The 26,026-nt window shown below is 58.5% G+C and carries 26 protein-coding genes; 7 read left to right on the forward strand and 19 right to left on the reverse strand.

All coding sequences use genetic code 11. The annotated features are described in order from the left end of the window. Positions 1 to 41: 41 nt before the first annotated feature. The 6 genes from HKK52_RS10160 to galE form a co-directional block, all read right to left on the reverse strand. Complete coding sequence (locus HKK52_RS10160) at positions 42 to 2,120, reverse strand: YjbH domain-containing protein (protein ID WP_169370715.1); 2,079 nt, start codon at positions 2,118 to 2,120, stop codon at positions 42 to 44. After that, positions 2,117 to 2,878, reverse strand: coding sequence for a capsule biosynthesis GfcC family protein (locus tag HKK52_RS10165; protein WP_169370716.1), 762 nt, complete (start codon positions 2,876 to 2,878; stop codon positions 2,117 to 2,119). Before HKK52_RS10165 ends, HKK52_RS10160 begins: the two co-directional genes overlap by 4 nt. Further along, positions 2,875 to 3,540 carry a YjbF family lipoprotein gene (locus HKK52_RS10170; protein WP_169370717.1) on the reverse strand — a complete coding sequence of 222 codons (666 nt, stop codon included), beginning with the start codon at positions 3,538 to 3,540 and terminating at the stop codon, positions 2,875 to 2,877. Before HKK52_RS10170 ends, HKK52_RS10165 begins: the two co-directional genes overlap by 4 nt. 10 nt (positions 3,541 to 3,550) lie before the next feature. Beyond that, positions 3,551 to 4,666 (reverse strand): polysaccharide biosynthesis/export family protein, encoded by a 1,116-nt coding sequence (locus tag HKK52_RS10175; protein ID WP_429514163.1) that lies wholly within the window; start codon positions 4,664 to 4,666, stop codon positions 3,551 to 3,553. Between the two features lie 83 nt (positions 4,667 to 4,749). Beyond that, positions 4,750 to 4,986, reverse strand: coding sequence for a hypothetical protein (locus tag HKK52_RS10180; RefSeq protein ID WP_169370719.1), 237 nt, complete (start codon positions 4,984 to 4,986; stop codon positions 4,750 to 4,752). A 235-nt stretch (positions 4,987 to 5,221) separates the two neighbouring features. Beyond that, positions 5,222 to 6,238: a UDP-glucose 4-epimerase GalE gene (galE, locus tag HKK52_RS10185; protein ID WP_169370720.1), complete on the reverse strand. Its 1,017-nt coding sequence runs from the start codon at positions 6,236 to 6,238 to the stop codon at positions 5,222 to 5,224. Between the two features lie 309 nt (positions 6,239 to 6,547). Between galE and galU the strand changes: the two genes are divergently transcribed. Both galU and HKK52_RS10195 read left to right on the forward strand, forming a co-directional pair. Continuing rightward, positions 6,548 to 7,381 carry a UTP--glucose-1-phosphate uridylyltransferase GalU gene (gene galU, locus HKK52_RS10190; protein WP_169370721.1) on the forward strand — a complete coding sequence of 278 codons (834 nt, stop codon included), beginning with the start codon at positions 6,548 to 6,550 and terminating at the stop codon, positions 7,379 to 7,381. Between the two features lie 45 nt (positions 7,382 to 7,426). After that, complete coding sequence (locus HKK52_RS10195) at positions 7,427 to 7,849, forward strand: mannose-1-phosphate guanylyltransferase (RefSeq protein ID WP_169370722.1); 423 nt, start codon at positions 7,427 to 7,429, stop codon at positions 7,847 to 7,849. Positions 7,850 to 7,974: 125 nt separating this feature from the next. Here the strand turns inward: HKK52_RS10195 and HKK52_RS10200 are convergent, their stop codons facing one another. From HKK52_RS10200 to HKK52_RS10235, 8 genes are all read right to left on the reverse strand, one after another. Then, positions 7,975 to 9,105 carry an SGNH/GDSL hydrolase family protein gene (locus HKK52_RS10200; RefSeq protein WP_169370723.1) on the reverse strand — a complete coding sequence of 377 codons (1,131 nt, stop codon included), beginning with the start codon at positions 9,103 to 9,105 and terminating at the stop codon, positions 7,975 to 7,977. A 223-nt stretch (positions 9,106 to 9,328) separates the two neighbouring features. Then, positions 9,329 to 10,360 (reverse strand): acyltransferase family protein, encoded by a 1,032-nt coding sequence (locus HKK52_RS10205; RefSeq protein ID WP_169370724.1) that lies wholly within the window; start codon positions 10,358 to 10,360, stop codon positions 9,329 to 9,331. A 12-nt stretch (positions 10,361 to 10,372) separates the two neighbouring features. After that, a complete protein-coding gene (locus HKK52_RS10210) occupies positions 10,373 to 11,470 on the reverse strand; it encodes a hypothetical protein (RefSeq protein ID WP_169370725.1) in 1,098 nt (365 codons plus the stop codon). Beyond that, a complete protein-coding gene (locus HKK52_RS10215; RefSeq protein WP_169370726.1) occupies positions 11,467 to 12,687 on the reverse strand; it encodes a phosphoribosylaminoimidazole carboxylase in 1,221 nt (406 codons plus the stop codon). The genes HKK52_RS10210 and HKK52_RS10215 overlap by 4 nt, the downstream gene beginning before the upstream one ends. Beyond that, complete coding sequence (locus HKK52_RS10220; RefSeq protein WP_169370727.1) at positions 12,684 to 13,796, reverse strand: polysaccharide pyruvyl transferase family protein; 1,113 nt, start codon at positions 13,794 to 13,796, stop codon at positions 12,684 to 12,686. The genes HKK52_RS10215 and HKK52_RS10220 overlap by 4 nt, the downstream gene beginning before the upstream one ends. Before the next feature lie 14 nt (positions 13,797 to 13,810). Beyond that, positions 13,811 to 14,893 carry a glycosyltransferase gene (locus HKK52_RS10225; RefSeq protein ID WP_169370728.1) on the reverse strand — a complete coding sequence of 361 codons (1,083 nt, stop codon included), beginning with the start codon at positions 14,891 to 14,893 and terminating at the stop codon, positions 13,811 to 13,813. 39 nt (positions 14,894 to 14,932) lie between these two features. After that, complete coding sequence (locus HKK52_RS10230) at positions 14,933 to 17,152, reverse strand: polysaccharide biosynthesis tyrosine autokinase (protein ID WP_169370729.1); 2,220 nt, start codon at positions 17,150 to 17,152, stop codon at positions 14,933 to 14,935. Between the two features lie 39 nt (positions 17,153 to 17,191). Next, positions 17,192 to 17,632 (reverse strand): low molecular weight protein-tyrosine-phosphatase, encoded by a 441-nt coding sequence (locus HKK52_RS10235; RefSeq protein ID WP_169370730.1) that lies wholly within the window; start codon positions 17,630 to 17,632, stop codon positions 17,192 to 17,194. A gap of 298 nt (positions 17,633 to 17,930) precedes the next feature. Here HKK52_RS10235 and HKK52_RS10240 point away from each other — a divergent pair, with 298 nt between their 5' ends. Next, on the forward strand, positions 17,931 to 18,884 hold the full coding sequence (locus HKK52_RS10240; RefSeq protein WP_169370731.1) for a glycosyl hydrolase family 5: 954 nt from the start codon (positions 17,931 to 17,933) through the stop codon (positions 18,882 to 18,884). A 186-nt stretch (positions 18,885 to 19,070) separates the two neighbouring features. Continuing rightward, positions 19,071 to 19,997, forward strand: coding sequence for a transaldolase (tal, locus tag HKK52_RS10245; RefSeq protein ID WP_169370732.1), 927 nt, complete (start codon positions 19,071 to 19,073; stop codon positions 19,995 to 19,997). A gap of 237 nt (positions 19,998 to 20,234) precedes the next feature. Here the strand turns inward: tal and rssC are convergent, their stop codons facing one another. Together rssC and rssB are read right to left on the reverse strand one after the other, a co-directional pair. After that, a complete protein-coding gene (gene rssC, locus HKK52_RS10250) occupies positions 20,235 to 20,717 on the reverse strand; it encodes an anti-sigma factor antagonist RssC (RefSeq protein ID WP_123403442.1) in 483 nt (160 codons plus the stop codon). Beyond that, complete coding sequence (rssB, locus tag HKK52_RS10255) at positions 20,717 to 21,898, reverse strand: two-component system response regulator RssB (protein ID WP_169370733.1); 1,182 nt, start codon at positions 21,896 to 21,898, stop codon at positions 20,717 to 20,719. Before rssB ends, rssC begins: the two co-directional genes overlap by 1 nt. Positions 21,899 to 22,174: 276 nt before the next feature. Between rssB and HKK52_RS10260 the strand changes: the two genes are divergently transcribed. Further along, positions 22,175 to 22,474, forward strand: coding sequence for a PilZ domain-containing protein (locus HKK52_RS10260; protein ID WP_169370734.1), 300 nt, complete (start codon positions 22,175 to 22,177; stop codon positions 22,472 to 22,474). Between the two features lie 62 nt (positions 22,475 to 22,536). Here HKK52_RS10260 and HKK52_RS10265 read toward each other — a convergent pair whose 3' ends face one another. Continuing rightward, complete coding sequence (locus tag HKK52_RS10265) at positions 22,537 to 23,226, reverse strand: MlaA family lipoprotein (protein ID WP_169370735.1); 690 nt, start codon at positions 23,224 to 23,226, stop codon at positions 22,537 to 22,539. Between the two features lie 199 nt (positions 23,227 to 23,425). On the opposite strand from HKK52_RS10265, the gene HKK52_RS10270 reads away from it, so the two are divergent. Further along, the gene (locus tag HKK52_RS10270; RefSeq protein WP_169370736.1) at positions 23,426 to 24,046 is read left to right on the forward strand and encodes an HAD family phosphatase; all 621 of its coding nucleotides are present in this window, start codon (positions 23,426 to 23,428) and stop codon (positions 24,044 to 24,046) included. 109 nt (positions 24,047 to 24,155) lie between these two features. Then, entirely contained in the window at positions 24,156 to 24,419 is a 264-nt protein-coding gene (locus HKK52_RS10275; RefSeq protein WP_169370737.1) for a DUF4404 family protein, read from the forward strand. A 65-nt stretch (positions 24,420 to 24,484) separates the two neighbouring features. Here HKK52_RS10275 and queF read toward each other — a convergent pair whose 3' ends face one another. Continuing rightward, on the reverse strand, positions 24,485 to 25,315 hold the full coding sequence (gene queF, locus HKK52_RS10280; RefSeq protein WP_169370738.1) for an NADPH-dependent 7-cyano-7-deazaguanine reductase QueF: 831 nt from the start codon (positions 25,313 to 25,315) through the stop codon (positions 24,485 to 24,487). 61 nt (positions 25,316 to 25,376) lie between these two features. Beyond that, positions 25,377 to 25,898: a copper-resistant cuproprotein CopI gene (gene copI / locus HKK52_RS10285; RefSeq protein WP_169370739.1), complete on the reverse strand. Its 522-nt coding sequence runs from the start codon at positions 25,896 to 25,898 to the stop codon at positions 25,377 to 25,379. Positions 25,899 to 26,026: the final 128 nt, after the last annotated feature.

The following is a 26,026-nucleotide window of genomic DNA, read 5'->3' on the forward strand; positions in this document are numbered from 1 at the left end:
TCGCGATCTACAGGGCATGCAGCCCCGCAGACCGCCAGCCCTTACTCCGTGATCTTCTCGAAGTTGCGGTAGAACATGTCGTTGTCGCGGCTGTCGGTCATCGAGTGCAGCTGGAAGCTGCGATTGAGCCGTGCGCCACCGTCTCGGGTCAGCGGTGACCAGACGAGGTTGGCGCGGCGCATGGTCGACATGCTCATCAATTCATCGAACGGAATGGACAGGTACAGGCCTTTGTCGAAGCTACCTTCGCCATATTCCGGGCCGGTGGCGGTGGTGATCGTCGCCCAGGCGCCGAACCGCACGCCGTTGGAGAATTCCCGCGACAGATCGATCGTGGTACCCCAATCCCCCGCCAGGTAGCGTCCGACGCTGACCGCCGCGAGCGTGTCGTAAGGCAAATCCGTATAGCCAGTGATATGGCCAGTGACGACCGAGTAGTCCCGCAAGCCAAAGCCCTGGTCGAATTCGCGCTGACGCACGTAGTTCAAATCCGCCCCGACCGACCAGCGCTGGCCTTGCGGACGAAACAACACTTCACCGCCCACACCGGCAAACATCGATTCCAGATAGCCGCCGTAGACCATGCCATACAGGTCCTTGTCCAATTGCTCGGCATGGCTGACCTGGAACAGCGGCATGGTGACTTCGGACGTGGTCAGGTACTGCCGCAAATCCGTGCGAACCCGCGGCAAACCACTGGGGGCGTCGTACTTGAAACCGTCGAAGTTGTTTAGCAGATTGGCGCTGATCAGGCCGCTCCACCAGGTGTTGCGGTTGAAGCGATACTCGGCATCTGCGTCGGCGCTGAACTGATAGAAAAAGCCGTCAGGACCGCCGACGTTCTGTTTGAAGCCCAGCCCGGCGCCGTAGCTGAACGGGTCGCGGGCTTCGGTGTAGAGGGTTTTCTCGTTGTGCGGCATCGCCGGGTTGGTTTCGGTGGTGCGGTGCAACGCTTGCAGCGGTTCCTCGTTGTTCAGCACTTCGCGAAAGGTTTGCCGAGGCACGCTGGTTTCTTCCAGTGGCAGGTCGTAGCGCTTGTTCACCAGGGTGAACCAGTCGATATCGGCGTTGACGCTGTTGTCGAGAATCCGGCTGGCCCGACCGACCGCTTTGGCCGAATGAAAATAGCGGCCCTGCTCGCCGTAGACGATCAGCTCGGGGCCACGCTGGCTGATGCGCTCGACCTTGTAGCCGGCATTTTGCTGCAGGCGCCGGGACACATCCGGCCAATCGACCTGATCCATCGCTACGGCCGGAGCCTTGGCCGGCAACGGCTCGGCGGGCGGATCGAAACTCTTGGTCGGGGCCTTGCGGCTGACGAAATTGGTGTGGAAGGTCAGGCCGAACATCGCGGTGTTGCCCCGCTCCCAGGCGGCGCTGAGGTCCAGCGAGTCGGTGACTTTGAACACCGCGCCAAGGTTGATCGGCGAGTCTTGCTCGATCACGTTGTCCTTGGGCTCGTGTTGATAGTCGTTGCCTTCGTACTCGAGTTTCAGGCTGAGGCGGTCCCAGGGTGTCTGGTAGGTCACGCCGCCGAACAACGAAGGCTTGCCGCGAAAGTAGGCGCCAGCGTTGACGTCGCCGGTGCCTTCCATGTCCGGCCGGGTCTTGAAGCGATCGTCGAGCCAACCCGCCGGGTTGTCGAAGTCGCCACGATTGCCCAGGTAACCCCAGGCAATGCCGGCACTGAAATCGAAATCGTCATAGCGTTTGCTGGCCACCAGGAATTCACTGGAGAACAGGCCGGTACCACCGATATCTCGGAAGCCCAGCGCAACGTCCGGCGCCCAATGGGTTTCCTGCCACAACCGGACTTTGAGGTCGACCGCCTTATCCTTATAGCTCTGGTTGCCGCTCAACGATTCGGGGCCGTAAGGACGGTTGGTGATGGCGGTGTAGCGAAACGCGCCTTCCAGCCAATCGAACGGCTGTAGCGCCACGCTGTAGCGGCTATAGGGCTCGGTGCGGTTGGCGTTCACGCTCAACTCGCCGGCCGGGGACATCCGCGCGGTCGGCGTCTGCCACAAGCCGACGCCACCGAAATCGTTCTGGGTCAGACGCGGCTCGGCATGAGCCAAACCACAGGGCAATAACAACACAGCTGCAAAACGTAAATTCAATGAACCACCTCAGCCAATTGCGTGGCAAGAAATTCGGCCAACTGCTGATTCAGTTCAGGGATAGGCGGATCGAGATCATCATTTTTCACCGGGACCAGGATCTTGCTGCCCGCGGCAGGGACCTGCCCGCTCTCGCGATTCCACGGCGCGATACCGACCCGGCGAGTGACGCCGTTGGGTTGGATCAGCCACAGATAATCGGCCTCGGCATCGGCCAGGGTTGTGCAGCCTTGCAAGTAATCCAGGGCCTCCTGCCGGGGGACATGAGGCAAGCGGCACGGCTCGGCGACGGCGCCGAGCACTTCAACTTCGTCGACGCGCAACGGATAGATCAGGCGATCGCCATCGCCCAGACGGACGTTACGGGCGAACCCGACCTCGATCGCCACCGGGTCCAAAACCGTGACCTGGCGCCCAGTGACCGGCATGGCGCTGACTTGCTCGTACAGACGCGTCGCCAAATCCGCTCGGCCGGGCCGGTCGAAGATCAAGGCTTCACGGCGCAACACCTGCAAATCGAACAACACCCCGGTCTTGAGCCGGGCCTGCTCTTCCAGCAACGACTGACGCAGCAACGCGGCGGCGAGCCAGTAGCTTTCGGCATTGGGCACGGCGACGCTGATCACGTCCGACAACCGCCCTCCCGGCGGCAACTCCACCGGCCCCGGCACTTGTACGTCGCCGGAAACGGTAACCACCGCCTGACTGACGCTGCTGAGCAACAGCAGGCATGCCGACAGAAGTTGTAGCCGCTTCAACGGGCGGCCCTGCGTTCAGGAGTCAATTGAACGATCTTGACCCGCAGCCGCGTGGTCAGCTGTTGCTCGCTCTGCACGATGAAACCGTCAACGGGATCGACCCAATAACGATTGGTCGCACTCAGGCCAATGGCCGGGGCGTCAATCTGCTCATCGACACGTAGCACGGCGTATTCCTTGTTGAGGATCTGGAGGGTTTCCATGGATTTTCGCGAGAAGCGACTGTTCAAGGTCACGCCCGTTTCGCTGCCTTGATAAAGGTCAATCCAGCGCTGGCTGGTGTAGCCATCCGGCAGCGTGTGCAGGCCTTGCTTGAAGGGTGAGGCGGCAGCCAGCCGCGTGCCGTCCAGATCGCCATCGACACCCAGGCCGATGGTGCGCACTGCGAGTCCATCGCGCAGCAGCAATACCTGTTTGCCGGAGGCGACCCAGAACTGCAGGTCGCCCCGCTCGCGCACCATCGCCAACACCCCGGAGCCGGACGGCGTGGTCAAGGTGAGCTGGGGGAATTCAACTCTGGCTACTTGCTCTGGGGTGACGTGCACCTCATCGGGACCGACCACCGCTGCCTTGAAGTTGCCCAAGGACGCGGTCATCAGCGGGTTACAGCCACACAACATCACGGCCGCTATCACGCAGACGCCAACATTCAACGTTCTCACAGACCTGACCTTATTTGCCGTTGTCTCTGACTTCACTCAGGTTCTTCGCCGAGGAAGCGCCCACACCGAGGATGGCGGCCGATGGCACCAACTGGCTGATGAAGCGGTTCCAGCGCGTCACGTTGGCGGGGCCCACGTAGACGATGTCCTGGGGCCGTACATTGAAGTGCGTGGCGAGCGCCATGGCGGTCGGCGACTCGGCTTTCAACTGGTAGATTTTCGCCGGTTCGACATCGAGGTTTTCCACCCCGCGGATCACGTACACGGCGTTGCCGTTGGAGGTGGTCTGGCTCAAGCCGCCGACCGAGCCGAGGACATCAGACAGGTTCATGGTGCCGGTCTTGAAGGTCAGCGCCCGGGGCTGATTGACTTCGCCCATGACGTAGATGCGCTTGTTGTCGTTGTACGGCAGGTACAGCTGATCGCCACCCTTGAGGTAGACGTTCTGCAACTCCGAATCCTGCTGATTGAGCGCGTCGAGATCCAGCGGAAAAACCCGTCCGTTGCGCGTCAGCAGCAAGCCGGACAAGTCGGCATTGATCGGGTCGATACCGGCAGCACCGAGGGCTTCGACCACGTTGAGCGGGTTGGTGGAAATCGGTTGCGCACCGGCCTTTGATACCGCCCCCGACACCACTACTTTCTGGCTGGCAAAGCGCAACACGGCGACATCCACTTGCGGGTCGGCAATGAAGGCTGACAGCCGTTCGGAGATGTCCGAACGCAGTTGCTGGATGGTTTTGCCGGCCGCCTGGACTTCCTTGATAAAAGGGTAGTAAAGCGTGCCATCGGAACGCACCAGACGACCGTTGGCATCAATCTGCTGTTGCGCCCCGGAAGGCGCCGTCAGTTCGGGGTGGTCCCAGACCGTGATGTACAACACATCGTTGCTGCCGATGCGGTACTCCGCCGGGGTCGCCAGCAATTCCGCCGGCAGCGACGTGCGTTTCTGCGTCGCCCGGTCCATCGCAATGAGCTTGGGCGTGATCGGAATCAGCTCGACGCGACTGCTTTCACTCGCCCCTTGGCGCGTGATATCGCTGGTGCTCAGGTATTGCCCCGGGGAAAACATACAACCTTGCAAAGCGAGACTGGCCAACATCAAAAAAGGAAAACTACGATTCATAATGGCACTACGCTATTCAAGGGCAAATCCAACAAGGTCACCCGACTTGCATCGGGCGACCTTGTATTACACCTACAGGGTTTTCAGTTACTGGTGCCGGTGGTACCGGTAGTACCTGTGGTCCCGGTAGTTCCGCCGTTGGCGTTGCCACCACTGTTGGAAGCAGCCACTGCACCTGCAACCATCGCCGTACTGGCCGCAGGCGCTTGGGAAGCGGCTACGTTACCGGCGACATTAGTTGCCTGTGTCAGCGGTGCTTCCGCTGCGGACGCCCAGTTGCCAACCATCGACAACAGGGCAATTGCCATCACTTTTTTCATATCAACTCCTTTCTAACATTCGGCCCTGTTAGAAAACAAAGCGTGCCGTTAGAGGTGGAAAGATCAAGCCGCAAAAACTGCGAACAAGATCCGTTGTTCATTCACAGTCAAACGCAACTGATAAATGTCGAACGGCAGGGCTTATATCTACGGATTTGCCAGATGTAACTCCAGCCTAATTTCCCGACCTTACTTAACATTGCTGTCGGTTTATAACATTCAGCACACTCAATACTTATCCGAGGTAGCCCTTCGGATGAGTCGATTGCCAGCGCCAGGTGTCCGTCATCATTTGCTGCAAACTGCGCGTAGCCTTCCAGCCCAGTTCACGCTCAGCCTTGGACGGGTCGGCCAGGCTCTCGGCGACATCACCCGAACGGCGCGGCAATATCCGATACGGCACGGGCCGGCCCGACGCCTGTTCAAACGCGTGCAGCACTTGCATCACGCTGTAGCCGTCGCCGGTGCCCAGGTTCCAGGTGTTGATGCCGGTCGTTTGGGAAATCGACTGCAAGGCCTTGAGATGCCCGTCCGCCAGGTCGACGACATGGATGTAGTCACGCACACCGGTGCCATCCGCCGTGGGGTAATCGTCGCCGAAAATCGACAACTCTTTCAGGCTGCCGACCGCGACCTGGCTGATGTAGGGCACCAGGTTATTGGGAATGCCGTTGGGGTCTTCACCCAAGTGGCCACTGGCGTGGGCGCCGATCGGATTGAAGTAGCGCAACAGCGCGACACTCCAGCGCGGCTCGGCCGAGCACAGGTCGCGCAACACGTTTTCGACGATCAACTTGGATTGGCCGTAGGGGTTGGTCGGGCTGCCCGTGGGCACATCCTCGCTGATCGGCATCTGCTCCGGCGCGCCGTACACCGTGGCCGATGAACTGAACACCAGGCGAAACACCCCGGCGGCGGCCATCGCCTGGCACAGCGTGATGCTGCCGCCGACGTTGGCTTCGTAATATTCCAGCGGCTTGCGCACGCTCTCGCCGACAGCCTTGAGCCCGGCGAAATGCAGGACCGCATCAATGGCGTGCTGCTGGAAAATCCGGTCCAGCAACGCCCGGTCGCAGACATCGCCGTGAATCATCAGCGCACTTTTTCCGCAGATGGCTTCCACGGCGTGCAACGCAGCGTCGGAGCTGTTGCAAAGATTGTCCAGCACCACCACTTCAAAGCCCGCTTCAAGCAGCGCAAGTGTGGTGTGCGAACCGATATACCCGGTGCCACCCGTTACCAGAATCTTCATAGAGCGGTCCATAGTGGGGTCGTATAGTGCGCAACAACATGTACCGGTCAATATTTACTTCGACCAGACAGTCATACCGACTACTTATTTAGCACTATGAAACGCCCACCACTATCAACAGATACCGACGAAAAATAACTAACGGGTAACAGACGGACAACTCATAACATTCCATTGTTATGGCCCTGACAATAATTGCCATTAACAACCTATCTCAGGTATTAAAGTAGTCGCTTAGTTAAGAAACTTCCAATCACTGTTTATTGCGCTTGTCAGTTGGCTGTGATCCATGACTTCCAGGATATTTTTATGATTCGTAAATGTTTATTCCCCGCCGCGGGTTACGGCACGCGTTTCCTCCCGGCCACCAAAGCCATGCCCAAGGAGATGCTGCCGATCGTCAACAAGCCGTTGATCCAGTACGCCGTCGAGGAAGCACGGGACGCCGGCCTGCAACACATGGCCCTCGTCACCGGGCGGGGCAAGCGCGCATTGGAAGATCACTTCGACATCAGCTACGAGCTGGAACATCAGATTCGCGGCACCGAAAAAGAGAAATTCCTCGCCGGCACCCGCGAGCTGATCGAAACCTGCACCTTCTCTTACACCCGCCAAGTGGAAATGAAGGGCCTGGGCCATGCGATTCTCAGCGGTCGCCCGTTGATTGGCGATGAACCCTTCGCCGTGTCGCTGGCGGATGACCTGTGCCTCAACTTGAAAGGCGATGGCGTACTGACGCAAATGATCCAGCTCTACAAGCGCTACCGCTGCTCGATCGTTGCCATCCAGGAAGTACCCCGGGACCAGACCCACAAGTACGGGGTGATCGCCGGCGAGTTGATCGCCGACAACGTCTACCGCGTCAGCAGCATGGTGGAAAAACCCGCACCGGAGGACGCCCCGTCCAACCTGGCGATCATCGGCCGCTACATCCTGACGCCCGACATCTTTGACCTGATCGCCGATACCCAGCCCGGCAAAGGCGGGGAAATCCAGATTACCGATGCTCTGATGAAGCAGGCGCAAAACGGGTGCGTCCTGGCCTACAAGTTTGACGGCCTGCGCTTCGATTGCGGCGGCGCCGAGGGCTACCTCGAAGCGACCAATTTCTGTTACGAGCACCTGTATCTCAAGGGCCTCTGACCCGCCCCTCACCCGTCGCCCCACTCTTCATTCAGGCAGGCCACTATGAACAATGCAAAACGCGCGGCAGACAGTGAACGGGAGAGGGGCAACGTCGGGGTGATGTCATGGATGTCACGGTATCCGTCGTTGTCCTCGCCCACTGAGACCTGGCTGGGTTCTCTACTGATGGTGGAACGGATTGGCGTGTTCCCCTCGTCCGGGGAAATCCGTCGGCCGATTAACGATCCCGGCTCGCTCCTCGCCCATCTGAAAAACCTCTACGCCGAGCAAGCGCTGGATGTCGATGAGCGCAACGGGCTGAAAGTGATTTTCAGCGATTGGCGATTCCGCGCGCGCAGCGTCGGCGGCGATTCGGCGATCGTTATTACCGTAGAAACCCGGTGTGATCCGCAGTTGATGCCGCTCAAGACTGCTGAGTTGCTGGGTCAGTTGGAGCACTTCGAGAAAGGCCTGTCGGATAAATAGGCGAACACCGCTATCCCTGTAGGAGCGAGGCTTGCCCGCGAAAGCGGTGTGTCAGTAACGATGATGCCGACTGATACGCCGCCTTCGCGGGTAAGCCTTGCTCCTACAGGTGGTGTGTTTTTGGCTCACTGGCAGGTGTTCTTCGGCGCGGCGATCAAGCTGTAGAGATAATCCGCAATCACCCGCCCTCCCGCCCCAGGGATGGGGTGAATCTTGTCCGGGCCAATCATCGGCGCCACGCCGCCCAAGGCATAACGTTTGACGTCGATACCAAACGCACACTGCATATTCGCGTAACCCAGGTTTTCCCCGCGCGCCCAAGGCTCCAGCACCTGCGCATAAGCCGACATCGGATAAGCACTTGAACGTGTAGTGTCCTGGCGCAGGATCAGGTTGATACTCGCCTTCGGGTGAACCTCGCGCACCATCCGCACCAGACCTTGGATGTTCTGCAGGTACTGTTCGGGTTTCACGCCAAATCCCTGGTCGTTGCCGCCCAACATGATCAGGTAAATGTCCGCTGGGATCTTCGACACCACCGCTTTCCACTGCGTCTGCCACTGGCCATCGCTGTGATAGAAATCAGCGGAAGCCGCGCCAGACGCCGCGAGTTTGGACACCCGCACGCCGCCCTTCTGATTGCTCATCCACAGCCCAAACAGCGTCGGCGCACCGTTGACCACTTCCAACCGAAACGCCCAATTGGCCTGGCCAGAAAAGCCAGATAACGGGACTTCCTGGACACCTGAGCCTTCGAGTTTCAATGAGTGCCAAGTGTCTGAAGCCGTCCACCGATAGCGCACCTCACTGGATTTCCCATCTCCCAGGTAAAGCAATTTCGCTTGGGCAACGGACGTATCCACGGTTGGCGTCGGGCGGGCATCGATCTCCAGATAAGCTCCGGGGCGGCCCGTGACGGTGCGACTGTCGGGGCTGGCCTGGCCAAGTCCGGACACGTCCCAATCACCGCCAAAATACTTTTCACTGCTGCGAGTGTATTTGTAATGAGTGCCACCGAGCGCCGCACCGTGGTTGAAGCCGACATAACCCGGCCCGGCGAAACCCGCTTTGTGGGTGAGCCGCTGGACGAGTTTGTTCAGGTAAAAATCCTGCCCGGCGCTGTAGCTGTCACCGATCACCGAGATGGCCAGCACCTTCCCCGCCTTACCTTCGCGCCATTGCGCAAACCGTTCGCGAGCATCACCGACTTCGATCACCGAAGCCGCTGGGGGACGCACTTCATCGACTGCAAACATGCGTCATTTCCTTCATCAAAACGATCATCTGGATCGCGGTATCGTCCAAAGCGAAACACACTCTTCGTAGCAGCTGTCGAGCAACGCGAGGCAGCGTTCGGCGGCGAAGCCGTCGCAAAACCTGAGCACGCGGTCTTCCTGAAACACCGCGGGGTCTGAATTCACGACGGCTTTGCCGCCGAACGCTGCCTCGCGCTACTCGACAGCTGCTACGGGTCGCGGCTTAGCTGACTGGCATTACGACAATCGGTGGTGTTTTACGTGTCGCTCGCTCACCCAGAAACAGAATGGAGGTGACAGTAAATCGACTGAAAATACTCGCCAACACCACCGGCCCCAACAAGCCACAGGTCACGCCACTGAGCACCAGAACGGCGTCAACGTTGACCCCCAATCGTCCCAGCACAGATCGCGAAGTGGCGGCAAACAACACATGGAACAGGAAAATCGCGTAGGAATAACCACCGAGCCAGATCAGCCAGCGCGCCTGTAAATTACTCGACAGCAGCGCCACACAAGACACACACCCTACCAGCAAACCGACCAGGCTCCGGCGATCGACGATCAACCCGCGATCCACCGTCGCCACATACAACAGCACCAGAGAAATCAACATAAACACCAACGGCCCGATCACCCTGAATGTTTGCCGGATCTCGGTCACCTTTTCATGCCCAATCATCCCCAGCACAAAAAACGGCAGCAAATAGATCGCACCGTTGATGCCGAACGCATCGACCGCAAACGGTGGCAGCAGAAACACCCCCGCCGCAAACGCCAACAACAGGTACTGCCGCGTCATGGTCTGCAACAGCCCACGCCATTCCAGCAAGCCGACAAACATGAAGATGATGAACACCGCCTGCAAAAACCAGAAGTGGTTGATCGGCACGTAGAACGACAACAACGCATCGATCAAGCCAACGTCCTTGTTCACCCCGGGCCCGACCGCTTGCAGCACCGAGAACGGTACACCGACGCAAAACAACGGCACGATCAGCCGCCGGACCTTGCCGACAAAGTAGGCGGAAAAGTCATTGCCGCGGATTTTGTAGATGGAATAGATGTAGCCCGAGATAAAGGTGAACAGCGGCATGCGCACGTACACCATGGAGTCGGCGATCACCCGGAACGGCGAGCCCACGTCTATTTTCAAGCCACCACCCAACGGCCCGATCACGTGGTAAAGCACCAGCAGCAAACAGGCCAGGCCGCGCAGGGTTTCGATCTCCAGCGACTTCTTCTTGCTCGACATAAAACACCAACCTCAGCTCAGGATTCTTGATTCAACCAACTCAGGTTTCTTTGCGCGCAGCTGCAAACCCAGGCCCATGAACAGCACCGGCACCACCATGGAAAAATGCCGGGCGAAGGAACCGAAGTCCGGTTCGAACAAGCCTTGCACCAGCAGAAAGGACAGCGGAATGGCGATCAGCTCTTTGACTTTGGTGTCGATGCGCACGCCCTTGTAGTCGCTGGATGTGATCATTTTGAACATCAGCAACGAGGTCATCATCATCAACACCACGAAGATGATCTGGCCCAGGCCGGAGAGCAGGATCAGCTCCACGGGGAACGACAGGCGGAAAAAGATGCTCATCGAGTCCAGCGCTTGCGACACGAAATCACCGCCACTGATCCAGGACACGATCAGCGACTTCGAGCCCTCCTCGCCCGCCGTGCGCAGTTCGTTGTTGCTGGCGCGAATCGACGACACCGAATAGCCGACCACCAGTTGAATCGCGGTGGCGATGGCCAGGTAGAACAGGAACAGCATCAGGAAGAAAGTCATGCGCGAGACGTATTTCTTCATCACGCACACGCCGAACCAGGCCAGGGAAAACAGGATCCAGTAGGGCCGGATCAACACGCCATAAATCACCGCCGAGCAGAAAAATCCGCCGCGATAACGCCGGGAGAACGAGAACAGCAAAATGGAGATCATCGCCACCGAGACAATGATTTCCTTGGTCAGGTTTTCCAGGAAGAACGAGCGGACCACGCCCCACAAACACAGGGTGAAAAAGATCGTCAGCGGCATGCGCCGGAACATCAACACCGGCACCGCCGTGAGGAACAGATTGCACGCCATTCCGTAGGCCCAGGCATTGGTCAGGTTGATGCCGGTGGGTCGCAGCAGGTACGCCGAGCATTCGTAGGAAGAACGGTCTGGCGAGAACGGGTTCCAGAAGTTGCAGTTGTCGGCGCGGGCGTAGGACGACCACAACGTCATGGCGTCGGGGCCCGGATCGCGGTGCATCAGCAGCGGCATGGCCACCGACAGGAACAGGCCGCTGAACAGAATCAGGAACGAGATCGACGCGTCGAGTCGTCTGCCGCGAAACTCGATTGAAGGCAGCTTCACGCGGTCACCTTCACTCGGGTAAACCGGGTCAGCAAAGCGATAACGCCGAGTTGCACGGTGATGGAAAAGACGTTCCCCCACGCTGCACCGTAGATCGAGTAGTGCTGGATCAACAGGTAACTCACCGGCAGCGAAACCAGCAGGCAGATCGCCGCGCTGGCGAGTGATACCCGGCTGTTTTTCGAAGCGATGAGACCGCCCCAGACAATGTCGCCGACCGCACGCAGGGCGAAGGAAAAAATCAGCACGCCGAGGATGCCGTTGTCCGGACGCGGCACCGAAGTCGCGACGTAATCGAGGACGACGTTGAAGAACAGAAAAATCATCAGCGCCACGCCGCCGGACAACACCAACGCGCGCATCACCCACTTATTCACGAACAACTGGCGCACGGTCGGCGCTTGCTGGTCTTTCTGATAGCGCTTGGCGAGCACAGGAATACCCACCACTGCGACCACGGCGTAGGACAGCGCTTGCAAGGTGTTGGCCGCCGACCAGGCATAAACGTACTTGCCCAGGCTGGCGTACGGTTCGAGGTCGATAATCAGAAAACGCTCGGCGTACTGACTCAACGCGATCAAACCCGTGCCCAGGTAAAACGGCAACCCGGCTTTCCACACCGAGGCCGTGGTCAGCGCAGCGGTCACCCGTCCTCGGTGCACGTTCACCACAATCAGGTAACCGGCAACGATCACTACCACGTTGGCCGCCACCCACAACCACAGCACACTGGCGATGTCGGACACCCAGCCGAGCATCATCCCGCCCAGCGCCAACAACGCCCAAAGGCCGGTCTTGATAAAGAACAGCAGCGCGCCCCAAGTAGCTTTCTGCGCAGAAAACACGAATGAATTGATTTCGAACGACAGGTGTTCGGTCAACAACAGCAACGCCACACAAACGATCAGCGTGGCACTCGCCTCGACCTGCTGGAACAGCGAATAGACCATGACCGTCGCCACCGATAACACGATGCCCACGGCCAGGTACAACAGCAAGACCCGGTCGACCACCCAGCGCGAACTGCGGCCAACGCTGATCAGCCGATTGATTTCGGAACTGAAGCCGACGCTGTAGAACTTCGACGCAATCAACGACGCGGCCACCACCACGCCATAAAAGCCCAGCGCGTCATAGCCCAGGTAATGGGTGATGGCCAACACCAGCAAGAACTTCGCGCCTAATGCCCCGCCTCGGAGCAGTAGCCGAAATATCATCGAACGATACCCTTGATGATCCCGTCCATGACCAGGGTCTTGGCTTCGATCTCCCGGCAGGTGTCCGTCAACCGTTGGCCAAACCGGGACAAGGCATTCGGCGCGTAAACCGTGTCGATGATGGTGTCGACGTTGATGTCGCCGCCGTTGATCACCCAGTCTTCCACGCCCATGTCCTGATAGGCGCCAAAGCCCTTGCGCTCATAGCTGATATGGAACGCCGGGACGCCCGACAGCAACGATTCGATGGCGCCATGCAGGCGCACAGAAATCACCAGGTCCGGCTGATGCTTGGCGAGGGTTGCCTTCAACGGCAGCAAATCTTCGGTGATGCCCAACTCGCGATAGAACGCGCCGTCATCATTGCCGCGCACCGCGCTTTGCACCGCGCAGACCACTTTGCTTTTGTTCTTCAAGCGCTGTAGCAGCAGCTTCAAGTTGGCCACATAACCGGCCTTCTTTTCCTTGCTCCACGCCGGCGGTTTGCGCAGCACCACGCAGACTGTCGCTGGCGACGGCGCACAACGGGTGAACTTGGGCTGCAGCAGAATCTTGCTGGCCAAGGCCTGTACCGCCAGGTCAGGGGCGCGGTAAACATTGGCATGAGTGCCGAAAATCTCCGAAGACCGGTTATCGCGGACAAACACCGCGTCGGCCTGGGCGTAATGCTCGACGATCTTGCTGCCTTCGCCGTGGAACGGACCAATGCTTTGCGGCAGGTACACCGACGGCACTTTGCTCAGGATCGCCGTTTCCAGTTGCTTGGCGTGCCCCAGTTTCAACTTGATGTGTTCGAAGGCGCTTTTGGAGCGCATGTAGCCGCCACCGACACCGACGATCAAGTCCGTGGTACTCAGCAGGTCTGCAAGGCCGGCATAGGACTGATCCAGGAACAGCGCTTGCTTGACCCGCCCCAGGCCCTTGGCCGCCATGACCGGTGCGTCATAGCGCTTGTAGGGCAAGTAGCTGAATGATTGCGGGTCCGAAGCCACGACATTGATCGAAGTGTCGGCGCCAAAGTTGCGCAGCACCAGGGCGATGGCCAGATCCACGAGCAGGCCATCACCGGAGTTGGAGGCGCTGTAGCCATGCAAAATCGTTACGTTCATGAGCGAATATCTACTTAATAAGAGGGAGCGGAATACGCGGCATAAGTCTGCTTGATCATCAACGTGGCACTGAACCGCTCACGGACTATTTCGCGACCCTGAACGCCGAGCGCCAGCAAGCCGGGCTTCTGGATTTTCACCAACAGCCGGGTCAATGCCTGGTGATCCCCGGCGGGAAAGACGTAGCCGGTCACTCCGTGGGTGACCAACTCGGGCAAAGACGTGCAATCACTGGCAATCACTGGCAAGCCCATGGCCATGCCTTCCAGAGGCACCATGGCAAAGCCTTCCCAGCGACTGGGAACGATCAGCGCATCCGCCGACTGATACAGCGCATTCACTTCGGCCGGTGTCACCCAAGGCACGTACTCGACCCCTGCCATCACCGGGCAATCGACGGTGTCCTCGTTGACCGCACTGCCTACCACCGTCAGCTTCAGATCGGTGCGCTGGACGCCAGCAAACCCCTTAAGCAAGACGTCGAACCCTTTCTGATAGTCGAGTCGCCCGACAAACAGCAAATGGATCGGCGCTTGACCCTGGGTCTTCGGCTCATCGTCTTTGTGATGAATACCGTTGTAGATCAGTTTCATTCGGTGGCGATCGATGCCAAAGCGCGCGGCTTTATCCAGCTCGTACTGACTGACGCAAATGATCGTGTCCGTAACCTTCTGCAAGAGCCGCTCGATCAGCGAATAGACTTTCTGCTTGGCCGGCGAACTTTCCATCAGAAACGAAAAGGCATGGGGGCAGTAGATAATCCTCGGCGAACGCCATGGCCGCAGGAGCAGGCACACACAACGGCCAATGACCCCGGAAAAGGTGCTGTGCAAATGCACCACATCGGGTTTTTCCTTGAAAATCACCCGGGCCAGTTGCCAGGCGAAGCGCAGCAGCGAGCGCACATCGCGCTTGGTCCGGTCGAAAGTCCTGATCTGTTGCTCATCGATGCCGACCAGCTCTTTTTTCTGATCGAGCGGGATCAAATAGACCAGTTCATAGTTCGCCGCCTCGCCCTCAGGTGGCACCGATATCGTGCGGATCACAGTGGCCACGCCACCTTTGATCGTTTCGGCCACGTGCAGTATTTTTTTCACAATCCACCCATTTCCATGCAGGTAATGACCATCGCCGAATCAAGCCTTGTCGGACGCATACTCGTAGCTGTAATTGCCGTAACCGCCGTTGCCGTAATAGCTCGCCGCGCGCTTCTCGACGCCGTTGAACACAGCGCCTTTCAACTGGATGCCGTTCTGGGCAAATCGACGGATCGTCAGTTCGATCTCTTTGGCGGGGTTCACTCCGAAGCGGGTGACGATCAGGCTGATCGCCGCTTCACGCCCGACGATCGCGGCGTCGGTCACGGCCAGTAGCGGTGGTGTATCGATGATCACCACGTCATACAGGTCGCTGAGTTGGGCCAGCAGCTCACGGAAGTTCGCGTGCATCAACAGCTCCGACGGATTGGGCGGGACCTGTCCGCGGCTGATGAAGTGCAGGTTATCGATCTCGGTTTGATGCAGGCCCTGTTCAAGGCTGCAGCGCTTGACCAACAAGTCCGATAAGCCATTGGTGATCGGCGTGTTGAGCGTCTTGTGCAAATGCCCTTTGCGCATGTCGGCATCGATCAGCACAACCCTTTGCCCGCTCTGCGCCATGACCGCCGCGAGGTTGGACGAAACGAAGGTTTTACCGACCTGCGGGCTCGGGCCGGAAATCATGATGCGGTTGTTGGTCGAGTCCAGGCCGGCAAAGTGCAGGCAGGTGCGCAAGCTACGGATCGACTCGATGGACAGGTCGGTCGGGTTACGCATCGCCAACAGAAACGCCTGACGGCGCGACTCGTCACTCACACGCAGCTTTTTACTGTCCTCTTCCTGTTGCAGTGCGCTGTACGGAATCGATGCATACACCGGCAATCCAAGTTGCTCGATGGCTTCCGGGCCTTCCAGGCCGCGACTCAGGGATTTGCGCACCAGCACCAGGGCGACACCGACAAACCCGCCGAGGAAGGTCGCAATCAACACGATCAGCGCCTTGCGCGGTTTGACCGGGGTGGTCTTGTCGACATCCGCGGCGTCGATCAACCGCGCATTGCCCACCGCCCCGGCCCTGACGATGTCCAGCTCCTGGGACTTGTTCAGCAACTGCGTGTAGATCTGCGACGCCACTTCCACGTCGCGGGTCAGGTTCAGCAACTCCTGTTGCGTGGCGGGCAGGTCTTGGACCTTGCTCTCCAGACTCTTCTGTTGCCGGGTCAATTCGCCGATCTGCGTCATCAACGCGCGATAGACCGGATGCTGTTTGGTGAACTTGCGATCAAGCTCTGCCTGTTGCAGCTTCAACTCGGAAATACGCGTGTCCAGGCCGACAATCTGTTCCAGCACCGATTGGGTTTCGAGGGAAATGTTGACGGTCTTGCCGCGGGTTTGATAACCGTTGAGCGCATTGCTGGCCTTGATCAGGTCGTTCTTGACCTGGGGTAACTGGGCTTGCAGGAAATCCAGGCTTTGCGCCGCTTCCGCCGAGGTGCGCTCGACGTTTTGCTGCACGTATAGCGTGGCGACTTTATTGAGAATCTTCACCGCCTGGGCGTGGTCCGGGCTGGCCAGGGCCAGGCGAATGATCCCAGACTCCTTGCCTTGTTCGGACACATCCAGCGCATCCTGATAGTCGAGGATGGTGACAATTCTTGGATCGCGCACCACTTCGAAACGGGTGCCAGGATTGGCCGCCAGATCGGCAATCCGTCCCTCGACGCCGTTTTGCGCAAACACTTCGCCGGCGACGCCGTCCACCAGCAGGTTGTCGTTGTCATCGAGCAGTTGGAATCGCTGCTGCTCACCGGCGATCAACGTCAGTTTCTTGCCCAACAGCTCTTCCGGCAGATTGAGCCGGGCGATCTCCAGGCGTTCACCGCCCCAGGCGTAGCTGTTCAAGCCGAAACGCGGGGCGGCGACACCGTCGCCCTTATAGCGCCGGGCCAGAAAACTGCCAATGACCGGGAAGGTGTTGGGGGTGACGTCGATGTCCAGGTGCAGATCGTCGACGGCTTTGCCGATCACTGCGCGCGACTTGATGATGCCGATCTCGGTCACCGACGGCGATTGCCCGGTGAGCATGCTGTTGAGATCGGAGAAACCGAGAATGTCGTTCTTTTTCGGTTCGACCTGTACCACGGCGTTCGCCAGATACACTGGCGTCGACAAAATGGCATAGGCCACGCCGGTCAGCATAAATGCACCGGTGAGCGCACCGATCAGCCATTTCTGATCAATTAAACTGCCGAATATACCGAGAAGATCAATATCATCTCGTTCGTTATCCCGGGTGCCGACTACTGACGGTAACTGCATAAGTTCGTTCTTACCATTTACTGATCTGAAAATTATTCATCAATGCCCAAGGCGCTGTGCCCATGAGCAAACAGCATCTTCAATCAATGCGTGGGCATGAATAAAAGCTGCTTTTCCTTGACGATACGGGTCTTGTATTTCTCGCTCGCCCTGCCACTTCCCGAGAAGAAACACTTTGCCCCTGGCGTGCGATGCCATCTTCAGCACTTGGGTTACATGCTGTTTTTCCATGACCAGAATCAGGTCTGATTCATTAACGATGTCCGGGGTGATTTGCCGCGCTTTAAACGCCTGGGCGCTGTGCCCTTTGTCCTCCAGGACCTGGAGCGCCGCAGGCTCCATGGCCTCGCCAACCCTGGCGGACAGGCCCGCAGAGGTCACGGCGATGGTTGAGGATGCCAGCGCGTTACGCAGCAGCATTTCTGCTGTAGGACTTCGGCAGATATTGCCTACGCAGACGACAAGAATATTTCTGAACAAGGCAATGCTTCCCGTGTAATGTCCAATCAACCAATGCGCAGTGGGAATTTGAATGAACCCACGGGTTCACTCCGCACTCAGAAACGGATCAGCCTTGCAATACAAGCGTATTAAGTACCACGCCATCTAAAAACCACCCAACCAGAATAACCGGACCAAAAATAACGAACGTTTTCTAACATTGGCTATCCGACAAAACATAACAGTCACGCACTTCGCAGCCTCATTGCCATCGAACTAATAGCCTCGAAAAACTAATAATCAATGTTATTTCCAGCTCGACGAGAGGGCATTCGCCATGCATTTCAAACGCCTTGCCGCTTCAACGCTGCTGATGTTCAGCAGTGCCAGTCAGGTTCACGCCAATGAACTGTTCCCCGTCCTCGGCGCTGACAAGACATTCGGTGTGCAGGTCAAGATCCAGAATTTCACCGCCGCCGACGCCGGGCAGATCAAATCCGCGGGGTTCGCCTTCGTGCGTTTTGGCGCCTGGACGGACAACCTCGATAACGCGGCTTATCAAAAACAGGTCAGCGACGCGTTCGCGGCCGCCAGGTCCGCCGGGTTGCCGGTACTGCTGACCATTCGTGCAACCGAGGCGCTGACCACCACGGGCGACGCCAGTGAGCTGGTGGCGGCGGGAGAATCCCTCGCCAAGTCGGTGCTCGAACTGGAACAGACCTACCGCACGCAGTTGGTGGCCATTGAAATCTGGAACGAGCCGGACCTGGAAAAGTACTGGCCTACCGGTCACTTCGAGACGACCTTCGTGCCGTTCATGAGCGCCATGTGCCGTTCCCTGGGGCCAACAGCGCCCACCACGCCGCTAGTCGGCTTCGGTTTCGCGAAAGCGCCGAGCGCGGGCTCCGCGTCCACGGTGGCGCTGAACCGAATTGTGAGTGAATACCCTAAATGCCTGAGTGCGATTTCCTATCACCCCTATGGTTTGTCCAGTGCGCAGATCAGCGCGGCCCAGGCGTTCATTCAGCAGAATTTCCATTTGCCGGGGGTAATCAGCGAGTGGGGCGTGTCGGCGCTCAGCTCCAACGGCGGGGACGCTGGACAGGCCAGTAAAGTCAGCACGTTTATCTCCGATGTGAAAAAACTCAACATCCCGCTGACCTCCGTTTATGAATGGAAGAACAGTGATTCGGGAGGAAATGATCGGGAGAAGAATTTCGGCCTGTTGACGGCAGATGGTCGGCCGAAGCCGGTCGAAACGGCCGTCAGGACGCTGCTCAATGCGAAGTAGGCCGTCAACGGTCAGTTGCTTTGAACCTGTGCCCGGTTTCGGCATCGTATTTACCGAAACCGCGCCCCGCCATTCAAACACCCGTTTCGCGGATGTTGCCGCTGGGGCCATCGATACGCACACCCGCCCTTGAGTGGCTGTCAGCGCTCGGGTAATGTCATCAGACCCATAGGACAGAGCACGCCCATGACTTCCAAGCTGGAACAACTCAAACAAATCACTACCGTCGTTGCCGACACCGGCGACTTCGAAGCCATCGCTCGCGTTAAACCCGTTGACGCTACCACCAACCCTTCCCTGCTGCTCAAAGCCGCCGCCATTCCCGGTTACGCCGAGTTGCTGAACGCCTGCGTTCACGACTGCAAGGGCGATGTGGGCCTGGCCAGCGACCGTTTTGGCGTTGCGGTAGGGCAAGAAATCCTCAAAGTGGTCCCTGGCCGCATTTCCACCGAAGTGGATGCGCGCCTGTCGTTCGACACTGACGCCGTATTGAAGCGCGCGCACCGTCTGATCGAGCTGTACGACAAGGCCGGCATTGGCCGTGACCGCGTACTGATCAAGATCGCCTCCACCTGGGAAGGCATCCGCGCCGCCGAGATCCTGGAAAAGGAAGGCATCCAGACCAACCTGACCCTGCTGTTCTCCTTCGCCCAGGCCGCGGCTTGCGCCGACGCTGGCGTATTCCTGATTTCGCCGTTCGTGGGCCGCATCTACGACTGGTACAAGAAGGCCAACGGCAACGACTACACCGGCGCGGATGATCCGGGTGTGCAATCAGTCACGCGCATCTACAACTACTACAAGGCCAATGACTACAAAACCGTAGTGATGGGCGCGAGCTTCCGTAACCTGAATCAGATCGAGCAGTTGGCCGGTTGCGACCGCCTGACCATCAGCCCGGACCTGCTGGAGAAACTGGCGGCGGACAACGGCAAGCTGGAGCGCAAACTGGCGCCTGGGCATGCCGGGGAAGCGCGTTTGAACTTGAACGAAGCGCAGTTCCGTTGGTTGTCCAACGAAGATGCGATGGCGACCGAGAAACTGGCTGAAGGTATCCGTCAGTTTGCTCGCGACCAGGAAAAGCTTGAGGCGTTGCTGCAAGCCAAGCTGTGATCTAGTTTCTGCGCAATGCAAAAAGGGCGAACCCAGTGGGTTCGCCCTTTTTTGTGTTTGGCTGGTTATGCGGCGATGAGGACCTGTGGCGAGGGAGCTTGCTCCCGCTCGGCTGCGCAGCAGTCGTAATCGGCCTGACTGGGGTCTGACTGACATAACGAGGTAAATGGTTTTAGGGCCGCTTCGCAGCCCAGCGGGAGCAAGCTCCCTCGCCACAGGCCAGCGGATGGCCTGGGCTCAATGGCGCTCGAGCGCATTCACCAGATCATGAAACGCTTCACGATTGGAGTCGTTCAGGCCCATGAGGATCTTGTGGGCTTCAAGGACTTTGATTCGCACGATTTCTTCCGACTGATCCTGGTCTGGCAGGTCGGTCAGGCATTCAGGGCATGGGATCGGGCGGTCAACGATGTTGAACACTTGCTCGAAGCCCATGGACTGCAGCAGACGGGTGATGTCTTCGTGGGTGGTGACGACGGTCGGCAGCAGGCCGACCTTCTGCCGCGACAGGATCGACAGTTTGGCCAGCAGGCCCAACGTGGTGCTGTCGATGCTGCGGGTTTCGGTCAGGTCGATCACGATCGCGTTGAAGTTCAACGCCGTGAAGATCCGCTCAATAGTCGCATCCAACGCCGAACACAGGGTCAGGCGAACTTCACCGACGAACTTGAGGACGAAGGTGCCATCCTGCTCGGCGAATTGGATTCTACCGGTACTCATTAAAGATTCCTGCTCAACACCAACAGGGCGATATCATCCGGCATCTCCCCTAGCGTGGCCAATCCAAAAACCTGCCGCAGCCCATCCAGGGTGCCGCCCGCAGCCTTGACCCGTTGGGGCAACGCCGCTTCTTTCTCTTTGAGTGTCGGTTCTGGCAAAAGGTCCAGAATGCCGTCGGACATCAGCGTCAGGCTGAACGTCGGTGGCAACTCCATCACGTGGTCTTCGTAGGTGGCTTCATTGAAGAGGCCCACCGGCAGACCACGCCCTTCCAGATAACGAACACTGTCTGGCGTGTACAACACAGGCAACGGCAGATGACCGCCGATGCTATAGGTCAACAAACCTGTCTCCTCGTCGATGACACCACCGACCATTGTGACGTGTTTACCCAGCTTACAACTGATCAGGCCCCGGTTGATATGACCAAGTACCTCTGAAGGCTTGAATTCCGGCAATGTGCCATTGCGCTTGGACTCGAACAGCAAGCGCGTGGTCATGAACTTCAGCAGCACGGTGACGAAGGCTGAAGAGGCGCCATGCCCGGAAACGTCCGCCAGGTAGAAGGCTACCCGACGCTCGTCGACCCGAAAGTAGTCGACGAAATCACCCGACAGGTACAGCGACGGGATGATCTGGTGTGCAAACTGGAACTCGTCGATGGTCCAGGGGCTGACCGGCAGCATGTTCATCTGCACCTGGCGACCGGCGTTCTGGTCTTCCTGGAGCAGGTTCAGGCTGGCTTCGAGTTCGCGGTTGGCCTTTTCGAGCTTGTCGCGGTAGCGCTGGTTTTCCAGCAGCAGGCGCGCACGATCCAGGGCCCGGCGCACGGAGTGCTCGAGCACGGCCAGATCTTCGAGAGGCTTGATCAGGTAGTCCGCCGCGCCCAGGCGCAGGGCCTCGACCGCATCGTTCATCACGCCGGCGCCCGACACCACGATCACCGGGGTTTGCGGCGACCGCTCGGTGACCTGGCGAATGAGTTCGAGTCCGCCCATCTGCGGCATGCGCAGATCGCAGATGACCAAGTCGGGCTTGTCTTGCTCGAATACCTGAAGACCCTGTTGGCCATTGCTGGCCTGCAGGACACTGAAACCACTGTCGTCCAAATAGGCGGCGAGGCTCGCGCGCACTACTTCGTCATCATCGATTATCAGCAGCGTGGCACTGGTTTTTGGCATGTGGGCAAACGGCGCCAGAATTAGGTTGGCGTAGCAGGCAGGGGTTTTATCCCGGCTCACACTACTGGATTCGCTTTCTAGCCTCTCTGCTGCACTGTTTTCGAGCGTTTGCCCTACACACAGGTCCACCAGAGGTGCCCTTCTAAGGCGCAGACGGTACTCCCATCCGCGGGGCGTTTCAAGCTCACGCCGATGGTCGCTTGACGTCTTTACTTCTCAAATCACCGGGAGTTATAAGAACAGGCAAAACCGTAACCCAATGGAAGGATCGAGCCCATGAGTCAAACCGATCGGGACTACAGCGAAAAGCGCGATTTCATCCGCATGCGAGTCGATGCCGATGTGTCGCTGATTCACGAGGGCGATGAGGTGCCAGCCGTCTGCATCGACCTTTCCAGCAGTGGCATGCAGGTGGAGGCACCGCGTTTGTTCAAGGTCGGGGACCGGCTCAGCGTGCGCATCGATTCCGATCATGCGGCCCTCAAAGGGTTGGAGGCCGATACTGAAGTGGTGTGGGTGAAGGAGCAGGACGGCGAAAACCAGAAACTCGGGCTTACAATCTTGAAAATGAAATAACCACGAACCCACAACGAAAGAAGGCGGCCCAATGGCCGCCTTCTTCGTTTTACCGCGCCAAATCAGAAATCGTCTTCGACTTGACCGTCCTTGACCTTGAATTCGCGGTTTTGCAGGTACGCATTGCGGATGAAAATGTACTTGTCGCCATTGATCAGCTTCTCGGCCGACAGCAGGCTGGCGCGAGTATCGACGATGTTCAGGCCGAAGATCGAGTTACGCACTGGCACGTCGTTGATGTAGCGGTACGGGCCGGTGTAGCCGTCGACGAACTTGGAAGGCGCATCACGCAAGGTGCTTGGGCCGAGCAATGGCAGCATCACGTATGGACCGCTGCCGACGCCCCAGTAGCCCAGGGTCTGGCCGAAGTCTTCGTCGCTGCGTTGCAGGCCCATTTTGGTCCCGACATCGAAGAAGCCCAGCAAACCGAAGGTGGTGTTGAAAATGAGCCGAGCAGTATCAACGCCCGCGGCAGCCGGTTTGGCCTGCAAGACGTTGTTGGCCAGGTTGGTGACATCCCCGACGTTGCGGAACATGTTGTGAATGCCGTCTTCCAGGAACTGCGGCGTCACGAACTCATAGCCCTGGGCAATAGGCTTCAGCGCGTAGGTATCGACAAAATCATTGAACTGATAAATCGGGCGGTTGACGCTTTCCCAAGGATCATCTTCCGAAGCTGCCTGGGCAACAAACGGAACCAGCAACACGCTGGCACACATACATAGCTGAGCGAGTTGATTGCTCCAGCGCATAGAAAACTCCTTGGATTGTACTGGCGCGGGCGCGCGGCCCAAGCGTTAAGTCGGCTAGTATAAGACGGAAAGGCCGATTTAGGCAGCACCCTAACAGTCGCCCTGCCGATGAGGCGAAATGACTGTGGGTGATTCACATCAATGTCACTCAACTGTCACCGTCCTCCCCTAGCCTTGGCGCTATTTCAGGGACGTTGATATGCCGCCTGCCGAAGCCTTGCCTGTCGCCGCGCCAAACCTGACCGCCGTATTATTCGGCCTCAGTGGTTGCCTGGTAGATTTCGGTGCCCGCACGGGTCAACCTGGCCCGCCCACTGCCGCACACGCTGAAGCCACCCCCGGCGCCCTCGACAGCCTGCGCAGCTTGCAGCGCCAACAGATTCCCTGCGCCTGGCTCGATGAACTCCCCCCAGCCCTCAGCCACACCTTGGCCGCTGGCCTGCCGGCATGGATCAAATCCTCGCAACATCCAGCAACAATCAATCCATGGCCGGCACCGAACGCCTGCTGGCAAGCCTTGATGGCGTTAAATGTCGAGCGTCTGGATGGCTGCGTGCTGGTCAGCGGCGAGCCGCGATTGTTGCAGGCCGGGCTGAATGCCGGGTTGTGGACCATTGGCCTGGCGTCCTGCGGTTCGCTGTGCGGGCTGGCGCCGAGCGAATGGCAAGCCTTGAGCCAGAAGGACCGTGAACACCTGCGAGGCAAGGCGACGGTGCAGCTGTTTGGCCTGGGGGTGCATTCGGTGATCGATCACCTCGGGGAGCTCGACACCTGCCTGGCCGACATCAGCCTGCGCCGACTCAAGGGCGAAAAGCCCTGATCGAGATCATGCAGGTTGCCCGAGAGTGGATTAATCTAAAGGTCAGCCATAGACCTTTGGCGTGCCGCTGCGGTCTATGCCAGTGCCTATCGATAAAAGGAAGAACGCCATGCCTGCCCGCGAACTGCAAGAACAGCTCAATACTCTGCGCGAGCAATTGGAACAGAATCCGCCGCTTTCCGAAGCCGAGCGCGCCGATCTGCACGCGCTGATGGAACAGATCGAACTTGAGCTTGAACTCGAAACCAAGACCCAGGATTCCAACCTCGCCGACGGCGTAAACCTGGCCGTCGAACGCTTCGAACTCGATCACCCCGCCATTGCCGGTACGTTGCGCAACATCGTGCAAACACTGGGCAATATCGGGATCTGAAGCCGTCAGATGCAAAAAAGCCCTGCTAGTGATAGCAGGGCTTTTTCGTGTTTGAAGCAGAAGATCTATTGGCGGACCAGACGATGGTTCGGCAACTGCACATCTTCAGTACTGCGATACGGATTGATATCCAACCCACCACGACGCACATACCGTGCATACACCGTCAGTTTCTCCGGTTTCAACAACCGCTGCAAATCGAGAAAGATCCGCTCCACGCACTGCTCATGAAAGTCCGAGTGCTGGCGGAAGCTGACGAGGTACTCCAGCAAACTCGCATGATCCAGCGCAGAACCACGGTACTCCACCGCGACGCTGCCCCAGTCCGGCTGACTGGTGACCGGGCAATTGGATTTGAGCAAATGGCTGTGCACGGCCTCTTCAACAATGCGCGAGTCATCGCAACGCAGCAGTTCCGGACGCGGGTGCTCGTAGTTGCTGACGCTGATGTCCAGGTCATCGATACACACGCCCGGCAACGCGACGACGCCTTCGGCTTCAACGTCGCGCAGGCTGCGAATGCGCACGCCAACCGGTTTACCGGCAGCCGCCGACAGGTCTTTGACCAGCGTCGCTTCAAGGCTCGCAGTGTCGGCGAACGGCGTCTGGTTCAGGGAGTTGAGGTACAGCTTGAACGACTTGGATTCGATGATGTTCGGCGAATCCGCCGGAATGCTGAATTCACCGATCGCCACCACCGGCTTGCCGGACGGCAACAGCCACGACAGCTCGAAGCAGTTCCAGAAGTCCACGCCTTTATACGGCAGGGTGTCCGCCGTCAGACCCAGTTCAGCCCATTTCGCGGTGCGTGGGATCGGGAACAGCAAGGACGGCGTGTAGGTGGCGATGTATTCGCTGGATTTGCCCAGCGGCGAATGTTCGGCTGCGGGATGCATGGCGGAAACCTGACTGAAGAATCAGCGGATTCTACCAGCCTTTGCGCCTGCCATTGAGTGCTTACTGACTGACTGTCAATTTGCCGACCATGCCCGCCTGATAGTGACCTGGGATGTTGCAGGCAAATTCCAGGCTGGTGGCCTTGGTGAAAGTCCAGGTCAGCTCGGCGGTTTTCCCCGGCGGCACCAGTACGCTATTCGGATCGTCGTGCTTCATTTCGTGATCCATGCCGGCCATCGCGCCGTGGTCCATGTCCTTCATGGCCGTAGGCGTCAGCATGCCACTTTGCTGCATCTTCAACATTTCCTGCTGGTGCGCAGCATGCATCGCTGCGTCACCGAGGTTGAATTCATGCAGCAACTGGCCTTTATTCACCAGCACAAAGCGAATCGTCTCACCGGCCTTGATATCGATGGTCTTCGGATCGAACGACATATCGCCCATCACCACTTCCACGCTGCGGCTGGCCTTGGCCGCCGGTGCCGGTTGCCCGAAGTCGTAGGTCTGCGCAGGCGATGCCCACGCCGGCGCACTCAACGTCAGCAAACACGCGGCCAGCACCAGGGGATTGCGCAAAAACATAGTCGTACTCCAACAAGATAAGGTTCAGCCTGTGGAAAACTCTAAACTGACACGCCTGCCCGCAACCTGACAGGCAGATTACAACTTTGTCAGGTTGGCCTGCACCGCAGCCACCCACGGTATAAAGC

Source organism: Pseudomonas sp. ADAK2 (assembly GCF_012935755.1).
GTDB lineage: Bacteria > Pseudomonadota > Gammaproteobacteria > Pseudomonadales > Pseudomonadaceae > Aquipseudomonas.